Source organism: Nocardioides marmorisolisilvae (assembly GCF_003725775.1).
Lineage (GTDB): Bacteria > Actinomycetota > Actinomycetes > Propionibacteriales > Nocardioidaceae > Marmoricola > Marmoricola marmorisolisilvae.
In genome coordinates, this window is record NZ_RJSG01000001.1 from 486,547 (window position 1) to 502,836 (window position 16,290).

13 protein-coding genes, 1 tRNA gene and 2 pseudogenes are annotated in these 16,290 nt (G+C 70.0%); 2 read left to right on the forward strand and 14 right to left on the reverse strand.

What is annotated here, in order from left to right:
- Positions 1-3: 3 nt before the first annotated feature.
- The 8 genes and pseudogenes from EFL95_RS02485 to EFL95_RS02515 form a co-directional block, all read right to left on the reverse strand.
- Entirely contained in the window at positions 4-1,095 is a 1,092-nt protein-coding gene (locus EFL95_RS02485) for an NAD(P)H-dependent amine dehydrogenase family protein (protein ID WP_123232457.1), read from the reverse strand.
- Entirely contained in the window at positions 1,095-1,898 is an 804-nt protein-coding gene (locus tag EFL95_RS02490) for an SDR family oxidoreductase (RefSeq protein ID WP_123232458.1), read from the reverse strand. Before EFL95_RS02490 ends, EFL95_RS02485 begins: the two co-directional genes overlap by 1 nt.
- Positions 1,899-2,000: 102 nt before the next feature.
- Positions 2,001-2,552 carry a hypothetical protein gene (locus EFL95_RS02495; RefSeq protein WP_123232459.1) on the reverse strand — a complete coding sequence of 184 codons (552 nt, stop codon included), beginning with the start codon at positions 2,550-2,552 and terminating at the stop codon, positions 2,001-2,003.
- 155 nt (positions 2,553-2,707) lie between these two features.
- Complete coding sequence (locus tag EFL95_RS19685) at positions 2,708-3,256, reverse strand: LPXTG cell wall anchor domain-containing protein (protein WP_221176291.1); 549 nt, start codon at positions 3,254-3,256, stop codon at positions 2,708-2,710.
- A gap of 154 nt (positions 3,257-3,410) precedes the next feature.
- A pseudogene (locus EFL95_RS20130) lies at positions 3,411-3,515 on the reverse strand (hypothetical protein); the annotation flags it as partial.
- 115 nt (positions 3,516-3,630) lie between these two features.
- A pseudogene (locus tag EFL95_RS02505) lies at positions 3,631-5,211 on the reverse strand (SNF2-related protein); the annotation flags it as partial.
- Positions 5,212-5,759: 548 nt separating this feature from the next.
- A complete protein-coding gene (locus EFL95_RS02510; RefSeq protein WP_123232461.1) occupies positions 5,760-6,164 on the reverse strand; it encodes a PaaI family thioesterase in 405 nt (134 codons plus the stop codon).
- A 22-nt stretch (positions 6,165-6,186) separates the two neighbouring features.
- Entirely contained in the window at positions 6,187-7,149 is a 963-nt protein-coding gene (locus EFL95_RS02515) for a haloalkane dehalogenase (protein WP_246004758.1), read from the reverse strand.
- A 34-nt stretch (positions 7,150-7,183) separates the two neighbouring features.
- Between EFL95_RS02515 and EFL95_RS02520 the strand changes: the two genes are divergently transcribed.
- Positions 7,184-7,942 carry an HD domain-containing protein gene (locus EFL95_RS02520; protein ID WP_123232462.1) on the forward strand — a complete coding sequence of 253 codons (759 nt, stop codon included), beginning with the start codon at positions 7,184-7,186 and terminating at the stop codon, positions 7,940-7,942.
- 19 nt (positions 7,943-7,961) lie between these two features.
- On the opposite strand, the gene EFL95_RS02525 is transcribed toward EFL95_RS02520, so the two are convergent.
- The 4 genes from EFL95_RS02525 to tmk all read right to left on the reverse strand — a co-directional run bounded on the left by EFL95_RS02525 (position 7,962) and on the right by tmk (position 11,548).
- Positions 7,962-8,037: transfer RNA gene (locus tag EFL95_RS02525), tRNA-Thr, on the reverse strand.
- A gap of 71 nt (positions 8,038-8,108) precedes the next feature.
- A complete protein-coding gene (locus EFL95_RS02530; RefSeq protein ID WP_246004759.1) occupies positions 8,109-9,752 on the reverse strand; it encodes an alpha/beta hydrolase in 1,644 nt (547 codons plus the stop codon).
- A 33-nt stretch (positions 9,753-9,785) separates the two neighbouring features.
- Positions 9,786-10,919 carry a DNA polymerase III subunit delta' gene (locus EFL95_RS02535; protein ID WP_123232463.1) on the reverse strand — a complete coding sequence of 378 codons (1,134 nt, stop codon included), beginning with the start codon at positions 10,917-10,919 and terminating at the stop codon, positions 9,786-9,788.
- The gene (gene tmk, locus EFL95_RS02540; RefSeq protein ID WP_123232464.1) at positions 10,919-11,548 is read right to left on the reverse strand and encodes a dTMP kinase; all 630 of its coding nucleotides are present in this window, start codon (positions 11,546-11,548) and stop codon (positions 10,919-10,921) included. The genes EFL95_RS02535 and tmk overlap by 1 nt, the downstream gene beginning before the upstream one ends.
- 35 nt (positions 11,549-11,583) lie before the next feature.
- On the opposite strand from tmk, the gene EFL95_RS02545 reads away from it, so the two are divergent.
- Positions 11,584-12,003 (forward strand): hypothetical protein, encoded by a 420-nt coding sequence (locus tag EFL95_RS02545; RefSeq protein ID WP_123232465.1) that lies wholly within the window; start codon positions 11,584-11,586, stop codon positions 12,001-12,003.
- Here the strand turns inward: EFL95_RS02545 and topA are convergent.
- Positions 11,990-14,701: a type I DNA topoisomerase gene (gene topA, locus EFL95_RS02550; protein WP_123232466.1), complete on the reverse strand. Its 2,712-nt coding sequence runs from the start codon at positions 14,699-14,701 to the stop codon at positions 11,990-11,992. The two genes, EFL95_RS02545 and topA, sit on opposite strands and share 14 nt — an antisense overlap.
- A 95-nt stretch (positions 14,702-14,796) precedes the next feature.
- Positions 14,797-16,290: a DUF7059 domain-containing protein gene (locus EFL95_RS02555; protein WP_123232467.1), complete on the reverse strand. Its 1,494-nt coding sequence runs from the start codon at positions 16,288-16,290 to the stop codon at positions 14,797-14,799.

Here is a 16,290-nt window from a genome sequence, read left to right on the forward strand (position 1 = left end):
GGATCAGCGCGCGACCAGGCCGCGCCCGGTGATCATCGGCAGGTCCTTGGCGACCACCACGCCGCCCGGAGCGGCGCACACGGCCTGGACCGCGTTGACCAGCCGCATGGCCGTGGTGATCATCCCGGAGACGTTGTGGTCGCCGTGCTCACCGTGGTGGTTGAAGTCCACCTTCATCATCGGCTCGCCGAAGACCTCGACCCGGTAGCCGCCGTCGCCCTCGGCCGGCTGCGGCCAGTGCGGCGCCTGCGCGGGGTTGGTCCGGGTGACGTGGTCGAGCTGCACGCGGGGCACGCCGTCAACGGTGCCGATGACGCCGAACTTCACGGCACCCATCGATCCGGCGGGCACCTCGCAGGAGTCGATCGTCAGGTCGACCTCGGAGGGGATCCGCTCGTGGTACTCCTCGAGCACCGGGTCCAGCTCGAGGTCGAGCCCGGCGGCGATCTGCCGGACGACCGGACCCCAGGCAGCGGTCAGCACACCGGGCTGCCAGAGCATCGCCGGGTAGTCCATCGGCCGGCCGAACCCGTAGAGGTCCTGCATCACGACGGGCTGGTAGTACGTCGAGTAGTCGCAGATCTCGCTGACCACGACCTTGTCGATGCGCTGCGACAGGCTGGTCATCACCAGCGGCAGAACGTCGTTGGCGAAGCCCGGGTCGATGCCGTTGACGTGCAGGCTGGCACCGTTCGCGGCACCGGCAGCGTTGATCCGGTCGACGTAGCTGTCCAGGCCGGTGCCGTCCGGGAAGGTCAGCACGACCGGGCCGGAGGAGATCACGTTGATGCCGCGCTCCACGAACCCGACGAGGTCCTCGAGGGCGTCGAAGATCCGGTCGTCGGTCATCGCGGAGTGCACGATCGCGTCCGGCTCCAGCGCGAAGAGCGCTTCCTTGTCGTTGGTGGCCAGCACGCCGAGGTCGCGACCGAGGTCGGCGAGGCGACCGGCGTCCTGACCGACCTTGTCGGGGTTGGACACCCAGAGCCCGACGAGCTCGAGGTCGGGGCGGGCGTCGATGCCGGCGATCGCGTGCCGTCCGATCGTGCCCGTCGACCAGGCGACGACCCGCAGCGGCTTCTCGGCGGAGGCCATCAGCTCGGACCCAGGTCGGGCAGCTTGAAGTCCAGGTTCGGGATGTCCAGGCCGCCGTCGGCCTCGATGACCTTGCCGGTCAGGAACGAGCCCGCCTGGCTGGCGAGGTACACGACTGCGGCGGCGATGTCCTCGACCTGGCCGACCCGCTGCATGGTGGTCTTCTCGGCGAGCTCGGTCATGACGGCCTCGTCGGTGGCCACGTAGTCCAGCGCGCTGGTCATGATCGAGCCGGTGCCGATCGCGTTGACCCGGATGAGCGGGGCGAGGTCCTTGGACACCAGCCGGGTCCAGTGCGTCAGCGCCGCCTTGGCGGTCCCGTACGCCGAGTAGCCGCGGCCCGAGACCCGGCCGATCACCGAGGAGATGTTCACGATCGAGCCGCCGGGGTTCTCACCGGTCAGCATCAGCGGCACGGCGGCGCGGGTGAGCGCGTGCGCGGTCGCCACGTTGAACTTGAACGCGTCGATGAGGAAGTTCTCGTCGGTGTCCAGGAACGGCAGCGGCATGGTGCCGCCGACGTTGTTGACGATGATGTCCAGCCGGCCGAACTCGTCGTACGCCGCCTGGGCCAGGCCCGCGGTGTGCTCGAGGTCGGACAGGTCGGCCTTGACCACCAGGGCCCGGCGCCCGAGAGCCTCGACCTTCTCGGCGACCTCGGCGAGCTGGGAGGAGTGGCGGGCGGAGATGACGACGTCGGCCCCGGCCTCGGCGAGGGCGATCGCCGAGCCGGCGCCGATCCCTCGTCCGGCACCGGTGATGACGGCAACCTGGCCGTCGACCTTGAAGCGGTCCAGAATCATGCCCGAACTGTAACGTGTTCTACTTTTCTGCGGAAGGTCTTGCCCGCAAAGCACGAGAGCCTGCCCCGAAGGACAGGCTCTCGCGAAAAGCTCGGATCAGTATCAGTGGGCGTGGCGCCCGGAGCGCTGCTGCTCGCGCCGCGACATCCGGATCGACACCGCGCCGGCGATCACGAGGCCGAGGCCCGCGATCAGCAGGAGCAGGCGCGGACCACCGGTGTCCGGCAGGTGCGGGTGGTTGTTCGGCGGCGAGACGCTGCCGCTCGGCTTGACCGTGATCTGCAGCGAACGCTGGCAGGTGGTCTTCTCGTCGGGCATGACCGCCTCGACGTGCAGGGTGAAGGTCGTGGTCTTGGTGACCTTCGGGACGTCGAACGTGGTGTCGAAGACGTCCTCGTCGGCAGTGTGGGTCTCGCCGTTGAAGGTGGCGACCCAGTGGACCGTGTCGCTCGCGGCCTTGCGGCCGTTGCCGTCGTCGGTGATGACGATGTCGACGGTGCCGTGGACGTGGACCTTGCCCTCAGAGACGACGGTCTGCGCGTCGACCGTGGTGTTGCAGGTGGTCTCCGGGTACGCGGACGCCGCCGGAGCAAGTCCGACCAGCATGAACAGTGCGATGAGCCCCGCAGCCCCGATCGCAATCAGCTTCTTCATCCACTCGTCTCCCGAATCATGGGTGCACCCTCCGTGCGCCCACCAGGTGGTACCTGATCAGCACAACGACCGTAGTACACACCCGTTACGGGGTGAGAGGTCCCGAATTCCCCAGGGAGACCTGCGGATAACGGGTGAAACCGGACCCAGGAGGGTCAGGCGGTCTGGACCTTTCGACGGGACCGCAGCGTCACCGCGGTACCGAGGCCCACCAGGCCGAGGCCGGCGAGCAGGATCCACAGGTCCGGACCACCGGTGTTCGGCAGGTCGTCGCCCGGGGGCGTCACGGCGCTGCCGCGGGGCAGGACGGTGATCATGATGGTCCGCTTCCAGGTGGTCAGCGGGCCCGCGGCGGCCTTGGTGGACACCTTGCTGGTGACCGGGGTCGCGCCGTCGGGGAGCTCGTACACGCAGGTGCCGTGGAGCGGGATCTTGGTGATCTTGGTGACGTCCGGCGCCGTGTAGACGGTGACGAACTTCTGGCTCGCGTTCTTGTCGCGGGAGTCGCCGTTCCACTCCAGCGTCCAGTCGCAGCTGACGTTGGCCGTGGCGGTGGCGGTGAACGTCTGGCCGCCGTAGAGAACGGTCGGCTGGGCGGTCAAGTCGATGATGACCTCTGGGTACGCCTGAGCGGCCGGTGCAAGCCCGATGACGGCCAGCAGCCCGACCAGAGCTGCCACCCCGAGCGACAGAACTTTCTTCACGAGAATCCCCACAATTCAACTCGAAAGCGAGCGGAGCGATCAGCGTACTGCAATTCCTGAGGTCACATACACCCCGTGCGTCACATCGCCGTCGGCATACCGGATCAAACCGCCCTCAACCGACCTGAAACGACCGCAAAAAGGGACTGATTCGTCACAACTCAGACGGCGAGACGGGCCTCGAGAGCGTCGGTGAGCAGGGTGACCATGGCCTCGATCTGCAGGTCGACCGACGAGACCTCCTCGGTCGAGCCGTCCAGTGCCCGGGCTGCCAGACCGGCCTTGGTGTCGATCAGCTCGGCGATCCGGGTGTCCACGGTCTGCGCCGCGATCACGCGCCAGGCGGTGACCGGTTGGTCCTGCCCGATCCGGTGCACCCGGTCGATCGCCTGGGTCTGCTCGGCCGCCGTCCAGGACAGCTCGGCGAGCACGACGTTGGAGGCGACCTGCAGGTTCAGACCGACGCCGGCGGCGGTCAGCGAGCAGACCACCACCGAGACCTCGGGGTCGTTCACGAACGCCTCGATGTTCTTCTCGCGCACCCCCCGGGTCTGGTCGCCGCGGATCGAGGAGTACTTGATGCCGCGCCGGTCGAAGGTCTCCTCGGCCGCGTCCATCACGTCGATGTGCTTGGCGAAGAAGACGACCTTCCCGACGTTGCGGGCGAGCTGCGCGGTGTAGTCGGCCGCGAGCCCGGCCTTGGCCTGGCCGATCCGGCGCATCAGCGCGAACACGTTCTCGCCGGTGCTCTCGTCGGAGTCCTCGCGCTCCCACCCGGCGACCCGGCGGACCAGGTCGTGGTCGATGCCCTCGACGACCTCACCCGAGGTCCGGGCCGCAAGCGCGCTGTCGTAGCGCTTGACCAGGCGACGGGCGAGCTCGGCCTCGGCCTCGCGGATCGAGCGACCCACCTCGCCGTCGAGCTCGACCGGGATGTCGGCGATGCGACGCTCGGGGATGTCCGCGGCCACGTCGATCTTGCGTCGCCGGACGATGCCCATGTCGATCACCGACTTGCGGGCCGCCGGGAAGAAGGCCCGGTCCAGCGGGGTCATCTGGTTGTCCTCGAGCTTGTCTATCAGCTCGGCGAGCGGCTTCTTCTCGTCGATCCAGCCCAGGAACTGCCAGATCGCCCGGAAGTCGTCGATGTCGTTGATCAGCGGCGTACCGGTCAACGCCATCAGCAGCGGTCGACCGGTGCGGGCGCGGATGCTCTCGGAGACCTCGAGCACGTGCTGGGACCGCTGCGAGCTCTTGTTCTTGATGAAGTGGGCCTCGTCGACGACCATGCCGCGGAAGCCCAGGTCCTTGAGCCAGCCCACGTGCCGGTCGAGCACCTCGTAGTTGACGATGATGATGTCGGCGAAGCCGTCGATCGAGTCGCCGTCGCCGTGGATCACGGTGGCCGGGTGGCGCGGCGTCCAGCGCTCGGCCTCGCGGGCCCAGTTGGTCTTCACGACGTTGGGGACCACGACCAGCAGCGGGTAGGCCTTGGCCTCCTGCGCGGCGAGCAGCGCCTGGGCAGTCTTGCCGAGGCCGGGCTCGTCGGCGAGCAGGAAGGTGCGGTGTCCGTTCGCAGCGGCGCCGACCATCCGGGCCTGGTGCGCCATCAGCTCGAGGTCACCGGGCAGCCGGACGTGCTCCGGGCCGGGGAGCGGCATGCACGCCACGGCGGTGTCGTCGGACTGCTCGAAGGAGCGGAACAGCGGGCCGAGCAGCTCCCAGCGGGCGAGCTCGCTGGTGCGCGGCTTCTTGGCGCGGGCGGCGGTGAAGTCGGGGACCAGGAAGGGGTTGGCCAGCTGCCGGGCGAGGACCGCCTGCGGCACGACCCGGCGCTCGGTGACCTCCGGGGCCTCGGACGCCTCCTGGGGCTCCGGCTCCTCCTCCTCGGGGACCTCCATGCCCGCGGCGGTCTGCAGGTCGCGGATCAGCTCCTTGGCCGCGTCGGTGACCATCGCGTCCTCGCGCAGCAGCTCGAACAGCGTCGAGTCGCGGGCGGCCGTCTGGGCCAGGATCGTGGCGATGCCGTCGAGGCGCTTCAGCTCCTCGCCGCGACGCGACTCGGTCAGGTCCGGGTCGGCCTTGATCCGGTTCCGCTCCTGGCGGGCGAGCAGGGCCACGACCTGGAACTTGGTCCGCACCGACGGCGCGATCGAGCGTCGCTCGACGGCCGCCTCGACCTCGCGCACGGCGCGGGCGAGCTGCGGGATCAGTCCCTTGTTGTCCTGGTTCCGGGCACGCCCGTTGTTGCGGGTCGCAGTGCTGCGGCCGTTCTGTTGGCGCTGACGCGCTCGAGCCACGAGGTTTCACCTTTCCAGCGATGCACGTCGCGGGGTCCCGTCGAGGGACGTTGCGACGCTTGGTCGACGAGTCGACCTGAGCGGCGGCCCGGGATGTTCTCGGGTGGTGCCGCATCCGGCGATCGGGGCGCTGGGGAGTCAGCGCTCGATTCGGATCTGCCCCCAGTGTGGCACACGAACCCGGGCAGCGGTAACGATCCCGATCAGCCGAGGACCGCGTGACTGCCGACCGCGCGGGCGACGACCTTGCCGTTCTGGGTGATCTCGGCGTCGGTGCTCCCGATCCGCCGGCCGACCCCGACGGCCCGACCCCGGCACACCAGGGTGACGCCCGGGACGGCGGCCCTGACGTACTGGATGCTCAGCGACACGTGCGGCGCGGCGACACCGGCAGGAACCCGCGCGTGCACCGCCCAGCCGGTGGTGGTGTCCAGCAGGGCGGCCAGGAAGCCGCCGTGCACGATCCCGCCACCGTTGCAGTGCTCCGGACCCGGGTCCGCCTCGACCACGGCCTCGTGCTCGTCGACGCTGATGTAGCGGAACCCGAGCAGCGCCGAGAACGGCCCCGGGGTCGGTCCCTCGGCGTGCGGGTCGCGGGTCTCGGTCATGCGGGGACTGTAGTGCTGCGGGTCAGCCGCCGGTGACGAAAGCCGCGACCGTGCGACCGAGCTCCTCGCCGGCGTCCTCCTGGAGGAAGTGGCCGGCTCCCGCGATGGTGCGGTGCGGCTGGCCCTGGGCGCCGGGCACCCGCTCGACGAACACGGTCTCCCAGCCGCGGGTGGCCGGATCCCCGTCGGAGTAGCAGGTGAGGAACGGCTTCTCGAGCTGCTCGAGCGCCCGCATCGTACGTCGGCCCAGGCGGGCGCCGACGTCGTTGCGGGTCAGCGGCAGCAGCGCGGTCATCTGACGGAGGCCGGCGGTGAGGCGCCGGTCCGGGAACGGAGCGTCGTACGCCGCCAGCACGGCTGGCTCGAGCGGGTTCGTGGTGGCTGCCCCGACGAACAGGCTCGGCACGAGGACGGGCGCACGCTGGGTGTAGAGCAGGTAGTCGACCAGCGCCTCCTCGAGCACCACCCGCGACTCCCCGGTCCCGTTCACCGCCCAGGTGAGCCGGTCGGCCAGCGCCGGGTCGGCGGTGTGCAGGATCGTGTTGGCGGCCACCACCCGGGCGAACCGGTCCGGCTCAGCAGCCAGCACGCTCAGCCCGATCGGGCCGCCCCAGTCCTGGGCGACCAGCGTGACGTCCGTCAGGTCGAGTCCGGTCACCAGGCTCTGCACCCAGCCGACGTGCCGCGCCACGGTGTAGTCGGTGTGGTCGGTCGGCTTGTCCGATCGCCCGAAGCCGATCAGGTCCGGCGCGATCGCGCGCAGCCCCGCCTCGACCAGCACCGGGATGACCTTCCGGTACAGGTAGGACCAGGTCGGCTGCCCGTGCAGCAGCAGGACCACCGGCCCGTCGGCCGGTCCCTCGTCGAGGTAGTGCATCCGCACCGGTTCGAGGTCCTCGGCGACCACCTCGGCGTAGTGCGGGGCGAAGGGGAAACCGGGCAGGTCGGCGAACTGCTCGTCCGGGGTGCGTGCGACGTCGATCACGGCGCCACCGTAGGCGTTCGGACATGCTTCTCCTATGACCGAACGGATCGGAAGTCTGGCGTGGACCCGCCGTACGCAGGGGACGCTCTCCAAGGCCGAGCGCCGCACCCTGCTGGTCGCCATCGCGAAGGGGCAGGGCCAGTACGTCGCCGGACGACTCCGGCTGCTCACCGGCCGGGTGCCCGTCAGCGCCCGCGACCTCGTCGCCGGACAGTTCACCGCACCGGACAGCGCCTTCGCCCGAGCCGCCGAGGAGGCCGCTCTGGAGCAGAGCCCGGCCGTGCTGGGCCACGGGTACCGGACCTGGCTGTTCGGTCACGGCCTGGCCGCCCTCGACGGCGTCACCCTGGACCCGGAGATCTTCTACGTGGCCAGCCTGCTGCACGACTACGGGATCGAGCCGGTGGTCTCAGGTCAGGACTTCACGCTGCGCAGCGCGGACCGTGCGATCCGGGTCGCCGAGGACGCCAAGGTCGGGGCGGCGGTGGCTGACGAGGTCGCCGGTGCGATCACCGTCCACGCGAGCCCGGGTGCGAACGTGGCCGACGACGGAGCCGCCGGGACCTACGTCCAGCTGGGCGCGATGTTCGACCTGGCCGGCATGCGCGCCGGCGACCTGCCGCGGGCCTTCCGCCAGGGCGTCATCGCCGCGCACCCGCGGGACGGGGTGACGGCGGCGATCACGGCACTGATCACGCAGGAGTCGAAAGCCGTCCCCGACGGCAGGTTCGCGCTGCTGCACCGCTGCGGATTGAGCGCCCTGATCAAGGCCTCGCCGCACCGGCCGCGTTGAGATGACCCGGGCGGGAAAGTGGAGCCGCCTATCGGAATCGAACCGATGACCTAATCATTACGAGTGATTCGCTCTACCGACTGAGCTAAGGCGGCGCAGTGACCGACCGTTCAGCCGGGCACGCCGGACGAGTATAGGGGCGTCCCGGCGGCCCGGCGAAACCGAGTCAGCAGTGCAGGTCGGGCTTGGGCTTGGTGCCCGAGACCAACCAGGCCTCGACCGCCTCGTTGACGCAGGTGTTGCCCTGCTGGAAGCCGGTGTGGCCGTCGCCGTCGCGGGTGATGAGCGTCCCCGAGTCGAGCTCCTTGGCGAGCGCCTGTGCCCACGCCAACGGAGTGGCCGGGTCACGGGTGGTGCCGACGACCACGATCGTCGGCGCGCCCTTGGCGTGGATCGCGGTCGTCCGCTCACCGCTCTTAATCGGCCACTTGGAGCACGACGAGGTGCTGTAGGCGAAGGCCCGACCGAAGGTCGGTGCCGCCTTCTCGAAGGACGGGATCAGCTTGGGCACGTCCTTGCTCTCGACGTAGTCGTCGTGGTCCAGGCAGTTCACGGCGTACAGGACGTCCATGGCGTTGTCGGTGTAGCCGTTGGGGCCGCGCGAGGCGTACTGGTCACTCAGGTCGAGCAGCGCCTTGCCGTCGTGCCCTTCGATCGCGTCCTTGAGCGCGGAGGTCAGCTGCGGCCAGAACGACTTCACGTAGAGCGGCAGGAAGATGCCGGTCAGCGCCAGTCCCTCGGTGAGCGGACGGTCGGTCCCGGTCGACAACGGCTTCGCGTCCGCGTCGTCGAGGAGCTTCTTGATCCGCGCCAGGCCCTGGTCGACCGTGCGACCCAGGAAGCAGTCGCCGCTGTCCACGCAGTCCTTGAGGTAGGCGCGCAGCGCGGTCTCGAAGCCCTGGCCCTGCTGCTTGGACAGCTCGGTGTTCGACAGCGCCGGATCCACCGCGCCGTCGAGCACGAACCGGCCGACGTGCGTCGGGAACTCCTCGGCGTAGGTCGCCCCGAGGAACGTGCCGTACGACGCACCGAGGTAGTCGAGCTTGGCCTCACCGAGCGCCGCACGGAGGACGTCCATGTCCTTGGCGGCCTCCTTCGTCGACACGTGCTTGGCCAGGTCGCCGCTGTTGTCCAGGCAGCTCTGGCCGAACTCGGTCATCAGCTGGTCCATCCCGGCGACCTCGGCCGGGGTGTCCGGGTCGGGGTCGTAGGCGAGGACGCGGTCGAGGCCCTGGGTGCCGAGGCACTTGAGCGGGTCGCTCAGCCCGACCCCACGCGGGTCGAAGCCCACGATGTCGAAGTGGTCGGAGAGCACGCTGCCGAACTGCAGCGACCCGGCCGCGGCGTAGCTGATACCGGATCCGCCGGGACCACCCGGGTTCACCACCAGCGACCCGATCCGCTGGGACTGCGCCGGAACCTTGAGGACCGCGAGCTCGAGGGTCTTTCCGGAAGGGTTGGCGTAGTCGAGCGGGACCTCGAGGTGAGTGCAGAAGTCGCGGCCGCACTTCCGCCAGTCGAGCTTCTGGCCGTAGAAGCGGTCCAGCGAGGTCGGCGTGCTCGGCATCGGCTCGCTCGGGGTGGGCGTGATCGCGGGGGACGGGCTCGGCGCGGCCTTCGGGTCGCTGTTGTCGACGAGCTTCCAGCTCGCGAACCCTGCCGCAGCCACGGCGAAGACCAGGACGCCGACCAGGAGGCCGACCAGCGCAGCGTTGCGCGGCGCACGACGCGGCTCGGCGCTGGGCAGCGGCGGCAGGTCCGAGCCCGGGGGCGGTGGTTCCAGCGGCGGACCCGGAGGCGTCATCGACATGTGCAGAGCCTAGGCAACGCCTGGGAGGCGTAGTCAGGAATCCACACGGAGCGCGACCATCAGCGACTCCAGCGCCAGCATCGGCGGCACGTTGAACTCGAGCATCTGCTCGCGCGCGACGAAGACGGCGTCGATGCGACGCAGGTTGCTCTCGGCGGTCGTCGCCGAGGCGAGCTTGTCGAGCTCGACGCGGATCTCCTCGTTCACGATCTCCGAACCGGCACCGAGCTGCAGCGTCAGGGCGTCCCTGTAGACCGAGACGAGGTCCATCAGGCCCCGGTCCACGACGTCGAGGTGGCGGCGCTTGGCGCGGGTCTTCTGGGACTTCTCCAGGTCACGCAGAGCCGGTGCGTACTCGCGCGGTCGACGACCGCGCTCGACGACGCCGTAGGCGCGGTCGAGCTCCTCACGCTCACGGGCGTCGTGCTGCCCGGTGAGCGCATCGGCCTCCTCCTTGGCGAGGTCGTGCAGCGTCGTGGCTGCCTTCATGCACGCACCCAGGTTGGTGAGCCGGGCCGGGAACTGGACGACCTGGCGACGACGGCCGCGGGTGTCCTCGTCCCGCGCCAGGGCGCGCGCCCGGCCGATGTGGCCCTGGCTCGCGCGCGCCGCGTGCGTGGCAGTGGTCGGGTCGACCTGGTCGTTGCGGACCAGGAAGTCGGCGACCTCGGCGCTGCTCGGGGTGGCCAGCACGACCAGCCGGGTGCGGGAGCGGATCGTGGGCAGCACGTCCTCGACGGTCGGGGCGCAGAGCAGCCAGACCGTCCGCTCGGAAGGCTCCTCGATGGCCTTGAGCAGGGCGTTGCAGGCCTGCTCGGTCAGCCGGTCGGCGTCCTCGACGATCATGATCTGCCAGCGCCGACCAGCCGGGGCCAGGGCCGAGGACCGGACCAGCTCGCGTACCTCGTCGACTCCGATCGAGAGCTTCTCGGTGCGGGTGACGCGGACGTCCGGGTGGGTGCCGACCGACACCTCGTGGCACGAGTGGCAGGTTCCGCAGCCACCCTGCTCGCACTGGAGCGCGGCGGCGAAGGCGATGGCGGCGTTCGAGCGTCCCGAGCCGGGCGGTCCGGTGAACAGCCAGGCGTGGGTCATGTCGCCGGCGACCGCACCGCGCAGCCGTTCGATCACCTGCTTCTGGCCGACCAGATTGTCGAAGACCCCCATCAGAGCAGCTCCTCGACCCGGGCGCGGATCTTGGCAGCGATCTCCTCGACCTCGCCGTGCGCGTCCTGGACCAGGTAGTGCTCGGGGTCCCGGCCGGCCAGCTCGAGGAACTCCTCACGGACCCGGCGGTGGAACTCCAGCGGCTCGCCCTCGATCCGGTCGCGCTCCTCGAACCGGGTCAGGCCGTGGCTCGGCTCCAGGTCGAGCAGCACGGTCAGGTGCGGGCGCAGATCGCCGGTGGCCCAGCGCAGCATCGTCTCCAGGTCGTCGGCGTCCAGGGCACGGCCGGCGCCCTGGTAGGCGAGCGAGGAGTCGACGTACCGGTCGGTGATGACCACCGCACCGCGCTCGAGGGCCGGTCGCACGACGCGGCGCAGGTGCTCGGCCTTGTCGGCGGCGTACAGGAGCGCCTCGGTCTCGTGGGCCAGCTCGCCGGTCTCCGGGCTGAGCACGATCTCGCGGACCTTGCGTCCGACCTCGGTGTCACCGGGCTCGAAGGTGAGCACGACCTCGCGGCCGAGCTCGACGAGGTGGTCGTGCAGGAGCTTCGCCTGGGTCGACTTGCCCGCGCCCTCGCCGCCCTCGAAGCAGACGAACAGGCCTGTGGCGGAGTAGACACCGGTGGACACGTGCCACACCCTATGCGCGGGCGCAGACTGTTTGTATGGCAGCCGCGCTTGCACCGGAGTATCCGTACATCGACGAGCACAGTGTTCTCGCCGACGTCCCGGCGGACGTGCTCTGGGACTCGGTCCGACGGACCTTCGAGCGCCCGCTGACCGGGGTGGTGCGCCGGTACGCCGCCCTGGTCGGAGCCGAGGGTGGGCGCGCGTTCGTCGTCGACAGCGCCGAACGACCCGGGCTGCTCGGCCTGGTCGGCGCGCACCGCTTCTCCCGCTACGCCCTGACCTTCACCTTCGAACCGCTCGGGCCCGACCGGACCCGGATGACGGCGCGCACCAACGCAGTGTTCCCCGGCGTCGCCGGCCAGCTCTACAAGACCGCGGTGATCCGCAGCCGCGCCCACCGGGTCCTGACGAAGGCGATGATCCGAGGACTCGCCCGACGCGCTACGACTTCTTAGCCGCAGCCTTCGTGGTGGTCTTCTTGGCGGCCTTCTTCGTCGTCTTCTTGGCCGTCTTCTTCGCGCCCTTCTTGGCGGCCTTCTTCGCCGGGCCCTTCTCGCGACGCTCGGCCAGCAGCTCGGCCGCGCGCTCGAGCGTGATCGCCTCGACGGTGTCGTCCTTGCGCAGGGTGGCGTTGTACTCGCCGTCGGTCACGTACTCACCGAACCGTCCGGCCTTGACCACGACCGGGCTTCCGGAGACGGGGTCGTTGCCGAGCTCCTTCAGGGGCGGCTGGGCGGCGCCACGGCCACGCTGCTTGGGCTGGGCGTAGATCGCCAGCGCCTCGTCGACGGTGATCGAGAAGAGCTGCTCCTCGGTCGTCAGCGACCGCGAGTCGGTGCCCTTCTTCAGGTACGGGCCGTACCGGCCGTTCTGCGCGGTGATCTCGATACCCTCGGCGTCGGTGCCGACCACCCGCGGCAGCGAGAGCAGCTTGAGGGCGTCCGCGAGGGTCACCGTCTCCAGCGTCATCGTCTTGAAGAGCGAACCGGTCCGCGCCTTCTGCTTCTTCGGGGCGTCCTCCGGCAGCACCTCGGTCACGTACGGACCGTAGCGACCGTTCTTCGCGACGATCGGGTTCCCGCTGTCCGGGTCGGTGCCCAGCTCGGTCTCGGCGCCCGCCGGGTTGGCGAGCAGCTCGCGCGCCTTCTCCTCGGTGAGCTCGTCCGGCGGCAGGTCCTCGGGCACGTTGGCGCGTGGGAGCGGCTCGGCGTCGCTGGTGGTGTCCTCCACGTAGGGGCCGTAGCGGCCGACGCGCAGGTCGATGCCGCTCGGGGTGCCGTCGGGCTTGCTCACCGGGAAGGTGGCCAGCTCCTTGGCGTCGATCTCGCCGAGCTCGTTCACCAGGGTCTTGAGACCCTCGACCCGGTCGGACCCGAAGTAGAACTCGCCGAGCTCGGTCTCCAGGTTCTTGTGGCCGTTGGCGATCTCGTCGAGCACGTCCTCCATCACGGCGGTGAACTCGTAGGAGACCAGGCGCTCGAAGTGCCGCTCGAGCAGCCGGACCACCGAGAAGGCCAGCCACGCCGGGACCAGCGCGGTGCCCTTCTTGTAGACGTAGCCGCGGTTGAGGATGGTGCCGATGATCGAGGCGTACGTCGACGGGCGGCCGATCTCGCGCTTCTCCAGCTCGCTGATCAGCGAGGCCTCGGTGAACCGGGCCGGAGGTTTGGTCTCGTGGCCGACCGCCTTGAGCGCCGCGGCACTGACCGCGCTGCCCTCGGACAGGTTCGGCAGCCGGCTCTCCTGGTCGTCGCGCGCGTCCTCGGCGTCGTCGGTGCTCTCGACGTACGCCTTGAGGAAGCCGTGGAAGGTGATCACCCGGCCGCTGGCCGAGAAGACCACGTCCTGGTCGTCGGCCGAGGGGCCGCCGAGGCGGACCGAGACCGACTGGCCGACGGCGTCCTTCATCTGCGAGGCGATCGTGCGCATCCAGATCAGCTCGTAGAGCCGGAACTGGTCGCCGGTCAGCCCGGTCTGCGCCGGGGTCCTGAAGTTGTCGCCGGCCGGACGGATCGCCTCGTGCGCCTCCTGGGCGTTCTTCACCTTCGAGGCGTAGACCCGGGGCGCGTCCGGCACGTACTCGGCGCCGTACAGCTCGCTCGCCTGGGTGCGGGCCGCGTTCAGCGCGGTGTCCGACAGCGTGGTCGAGTCGGTACGCATGTAGGTGATGTAGCCGTTCTCGTACAGCCGCTGCGCCACCGACATCGTGCTGGAGGCGCTGAAGCCGAGCTTGCGGCTGGCCTCCTGCTGCAGCGTCGTGGTGCGGAACGGCGCGTACGGCGACCGGCGGTACGGCTTGGACTCGACCGAACGGACCGTGAAGGCGGTGTCGTGCAGCGCCTCGACGAGGTCCTGCGCACGAGCCTGGGTGACGTGGACGACGCTCGGGCTGGTTGAGCTTGTCGAAACCTTCAGCGTGCCGTCGTCGGCGAAGTCGGTGCCGCGGGCGACGCGGACGCCGTCGATGCTGTGCAGCTTGGCGGGGAACATCCGCTGCTCGTGGTCGGCCCCGGCGTCGAAGGTGCCCTCGAGGTCCCAGTACGACGCCATCCGGAACGCGATCCGCTCGCGCTCGCGGTCGACCACCAGGCGGGTGGCGACCGACTGCACCCGGCCGGCGGAGAGGCCGGACATGACCTTCTTCCACAGCACCGGGGAGACCTCGTAGCCGTAGAGACGGTCGAGGATGCGGCGGGCCTCCTGGGCCTCGACCAGGTCCATGTCGATCTCGCGCGGCGTCTCGACCGCGGTCTGGATCGCCTCGGGCGTGATCTCGTGGAAGACCATCCGGCGCACCGGCAGGTTGGCCGGCGGCTTCAGCTCGTCGAGGAGGTGCCAGGCGATGGCCTCACCCTCGCGGTCCTCATCGGTGGCGAGGTAGAGCTCGTCGGCGTCCTTGAGCAGACCCTTGAGCTTGGTGATGTGCGCCTTCTTGTCGCGCGAGACGACGTAGACCGGCTTGAAGCCGTCGTCGACGTTGACGCCGAGGCGGGCCCAGGGCTCGCCCTTGACCTTCGCGGGGATGTCCGCGGCGGTCTGCGGAAGGTCGCGGATGTGTCCGATGGACGACTCCACGACGTAGCCCCGGCCAAGGTAACCCTCGATGGTTCGGGCCTTGGCCGGTGACTCCACGATCACGAGTTTGTGTGCCACTGAAGCTGCTGATTCCTTCGTTCACAGGGGTCTTACGCGCCAACAAGGTAGCGCGGACTTGCAGATTTCGTGTTTCGGTGTCCCGCCGTCGCGGTCTAGGCGAGGGTCAGGAACCCGTCGCGGACCAGGTCGCGGACCTGCTCGAGGCGCTCCGGTACGCCGACCTCACCGACCAGCTCGCCGATGGCGGCGAGCAGCTGCCCGACGGTCAGCTCGCCGTCCGCAGCACCCGCGAACGCAGCCGCCACGGTGTCCACCTGCTCGGCCCGGCGCATCCCGGTCTGGCGGCGCAGCACGATCTGGCTGGGGTCCTCGGCACCCGCCGGACCGAAGGTCTCCTGGACCACGTCGCGCGCCAGGACCGGACGGCTGGCGAGCAGTGCGTCGTCGGTCAGGTCCCGCAGCTCGGCGACCCGGCTGAAGTGCCGGTCGATCTCCGGGCCGAGGGGCTGCTCGACCTCCCAGCGCCAGTCCTCCAGGCGCAGGTCGGGGGCCTCAGAGCCGCTGTTGCGCAGGCTGATCCAGCCGAAGCCGACCGCCTCGATGCCGAGCTCGTCGAACCAGGAGAGCCAGGTGTCGTAACGGTGGTGGTAGTCCGCCGTGGTCCCTGAGCCTGTCGAAGGGTGCAGGCCGGCGTCCTTGAGCCAGAGCTCGACGTAGGAGGGAAGGTCGAGGATCTCGCGCTGGACCACCCAGGCGTCGCAACCCTCGGTGAGCCACCCGGAGAGCCGCTCGTCCCAGGACTGGTCGCGGCGGATCGCCCAGTTCGCGAGCACCTGGCCGGTGCCGCCGGGGTTCAGGTGCTTCGGGATGGTCCGAACGATGTCCTCGACGACGCGATCGCCGGGGATGCCGGAGTCGCGGTAGACGAGGCGCTCCCCGGTCGCCGGGGAGATCACGAACGGCGGGTTGGTGACGATCAGGTCGAACAGCTCGCCGGCGACAGGCTCGAAGAAGCTGCCGTCGCGCACCTCGATCCTGTTCGTCGGACCCGTCGAGATGCTGTTGAGCTCGGCGTTGAGCTGGGTCAACCAGAGCGCTCGCTTGTTCACGTCGGTGGCCACCACGTGCTGCACGTGCTCGGCCAGGTGCAGCGACTGGACGCCGCACCCGGTACCGAGGTCGAGCGCCTGGGTGACCGGCGTACGGATGGTCATCTCGGCCAGCGAGGTCGCCGCCGGGCTGATCCCGAGGACGTGGTCGGGGCCGACCTTCTGCGGGCCGCCGTCCAGACCGGGCGTCAGGTCGGAGGTCACCCAGAGGTTGCCACTGTCAGTTCCGTACGGGCGCAGGTCGACCCGCGCCGCGACCTCGGAGAACGAGCGCTCGAGGATCCCGGCCGCGCACAGGTCGTCGACCAGTCCCGGCAGGGCGGCCTCGGCAGCATCGGCCGGGACGGTGGCCTGGAGCAGCCAGATCCGGGTCAGCGTCTCCAGCGGGCTGCCGCCCGTGGTTGCCCGCAGTCCCGGGAGCGTCTCGTTGCGGCCGAGCGCTGCCTGGGCCGTCGTACCGATGAGGTCGGCGACGGCGTCGTAGGTGTAGTCGGCCTCCGTGAGGGCGTCACGGAGGCGGGCAGCGAGGTCGGTCAC

What these genes read in the sequence shown, in the direction of transcription:
- EFL95_RS02510 (WP_123232461.1), bottom strand. Translation starts at nt 6,164, where the DNA reads ATGACCGAGACCCGCGACCCGCACGCCGAGGGACCGACCCCGGGGCCG.
- EFL95_RS02485 (WP_123232457.1), bottom strand. Translation starts at nt 1,095, where the DNA reads ATGGCCTCCGCCGAGAAGCCGCTGCGGGTCGTCGCCTGGTCGACGGGC.
- EFL95_RS02520 (WP_123232462.1), top strand. Translation starts at nt 7,184, where the DNA reads ATGACCGAACGGATCGGAAGTCTGGCGTGGACCCGCCGTACGCAGGGG.
- EFL95_RS02490 (WP_123232458.1), bottom strand. Translation starts at nt 1,898, where the DNA reads ATGATTCTGGACCGCTTCAAGGTCGACGGCCAGGTTGCCGTCATCACC.
- EFL95_RS02495 (WP_123232459.1), bottom strand. Translation starts at nt 2,552, where the DNA reads ATGAAGAAGCTGATTGCGATCGGGGCTGCGGGGCTCATCGCACTGTTC.
- EFL95_RS02545 (WP_123232465.1), top strand. Translation starts at nt 11,584, where the DNA reads ATGGCAGCCGCGCTTGCACCGGAGTATCCGTACATCGACGAGCACAGT.
- EFL95_RS02530 (WP_246004759.1), bottom strand. Translation starts at nt 9,752, where the DNA reads ATGTCGATGACGCCTCCGGGTCCGCCGCTGGAACCACCGCCCCCGGGC.
- EFL95_RS02535 (WP_123232463.1), bottom strand. Translation starts at nt 10,919, where the DNA reads ATGGGGGTCTTCGACAATCTGGTCGGCCAGAAGCAGGTGATCGAACGG.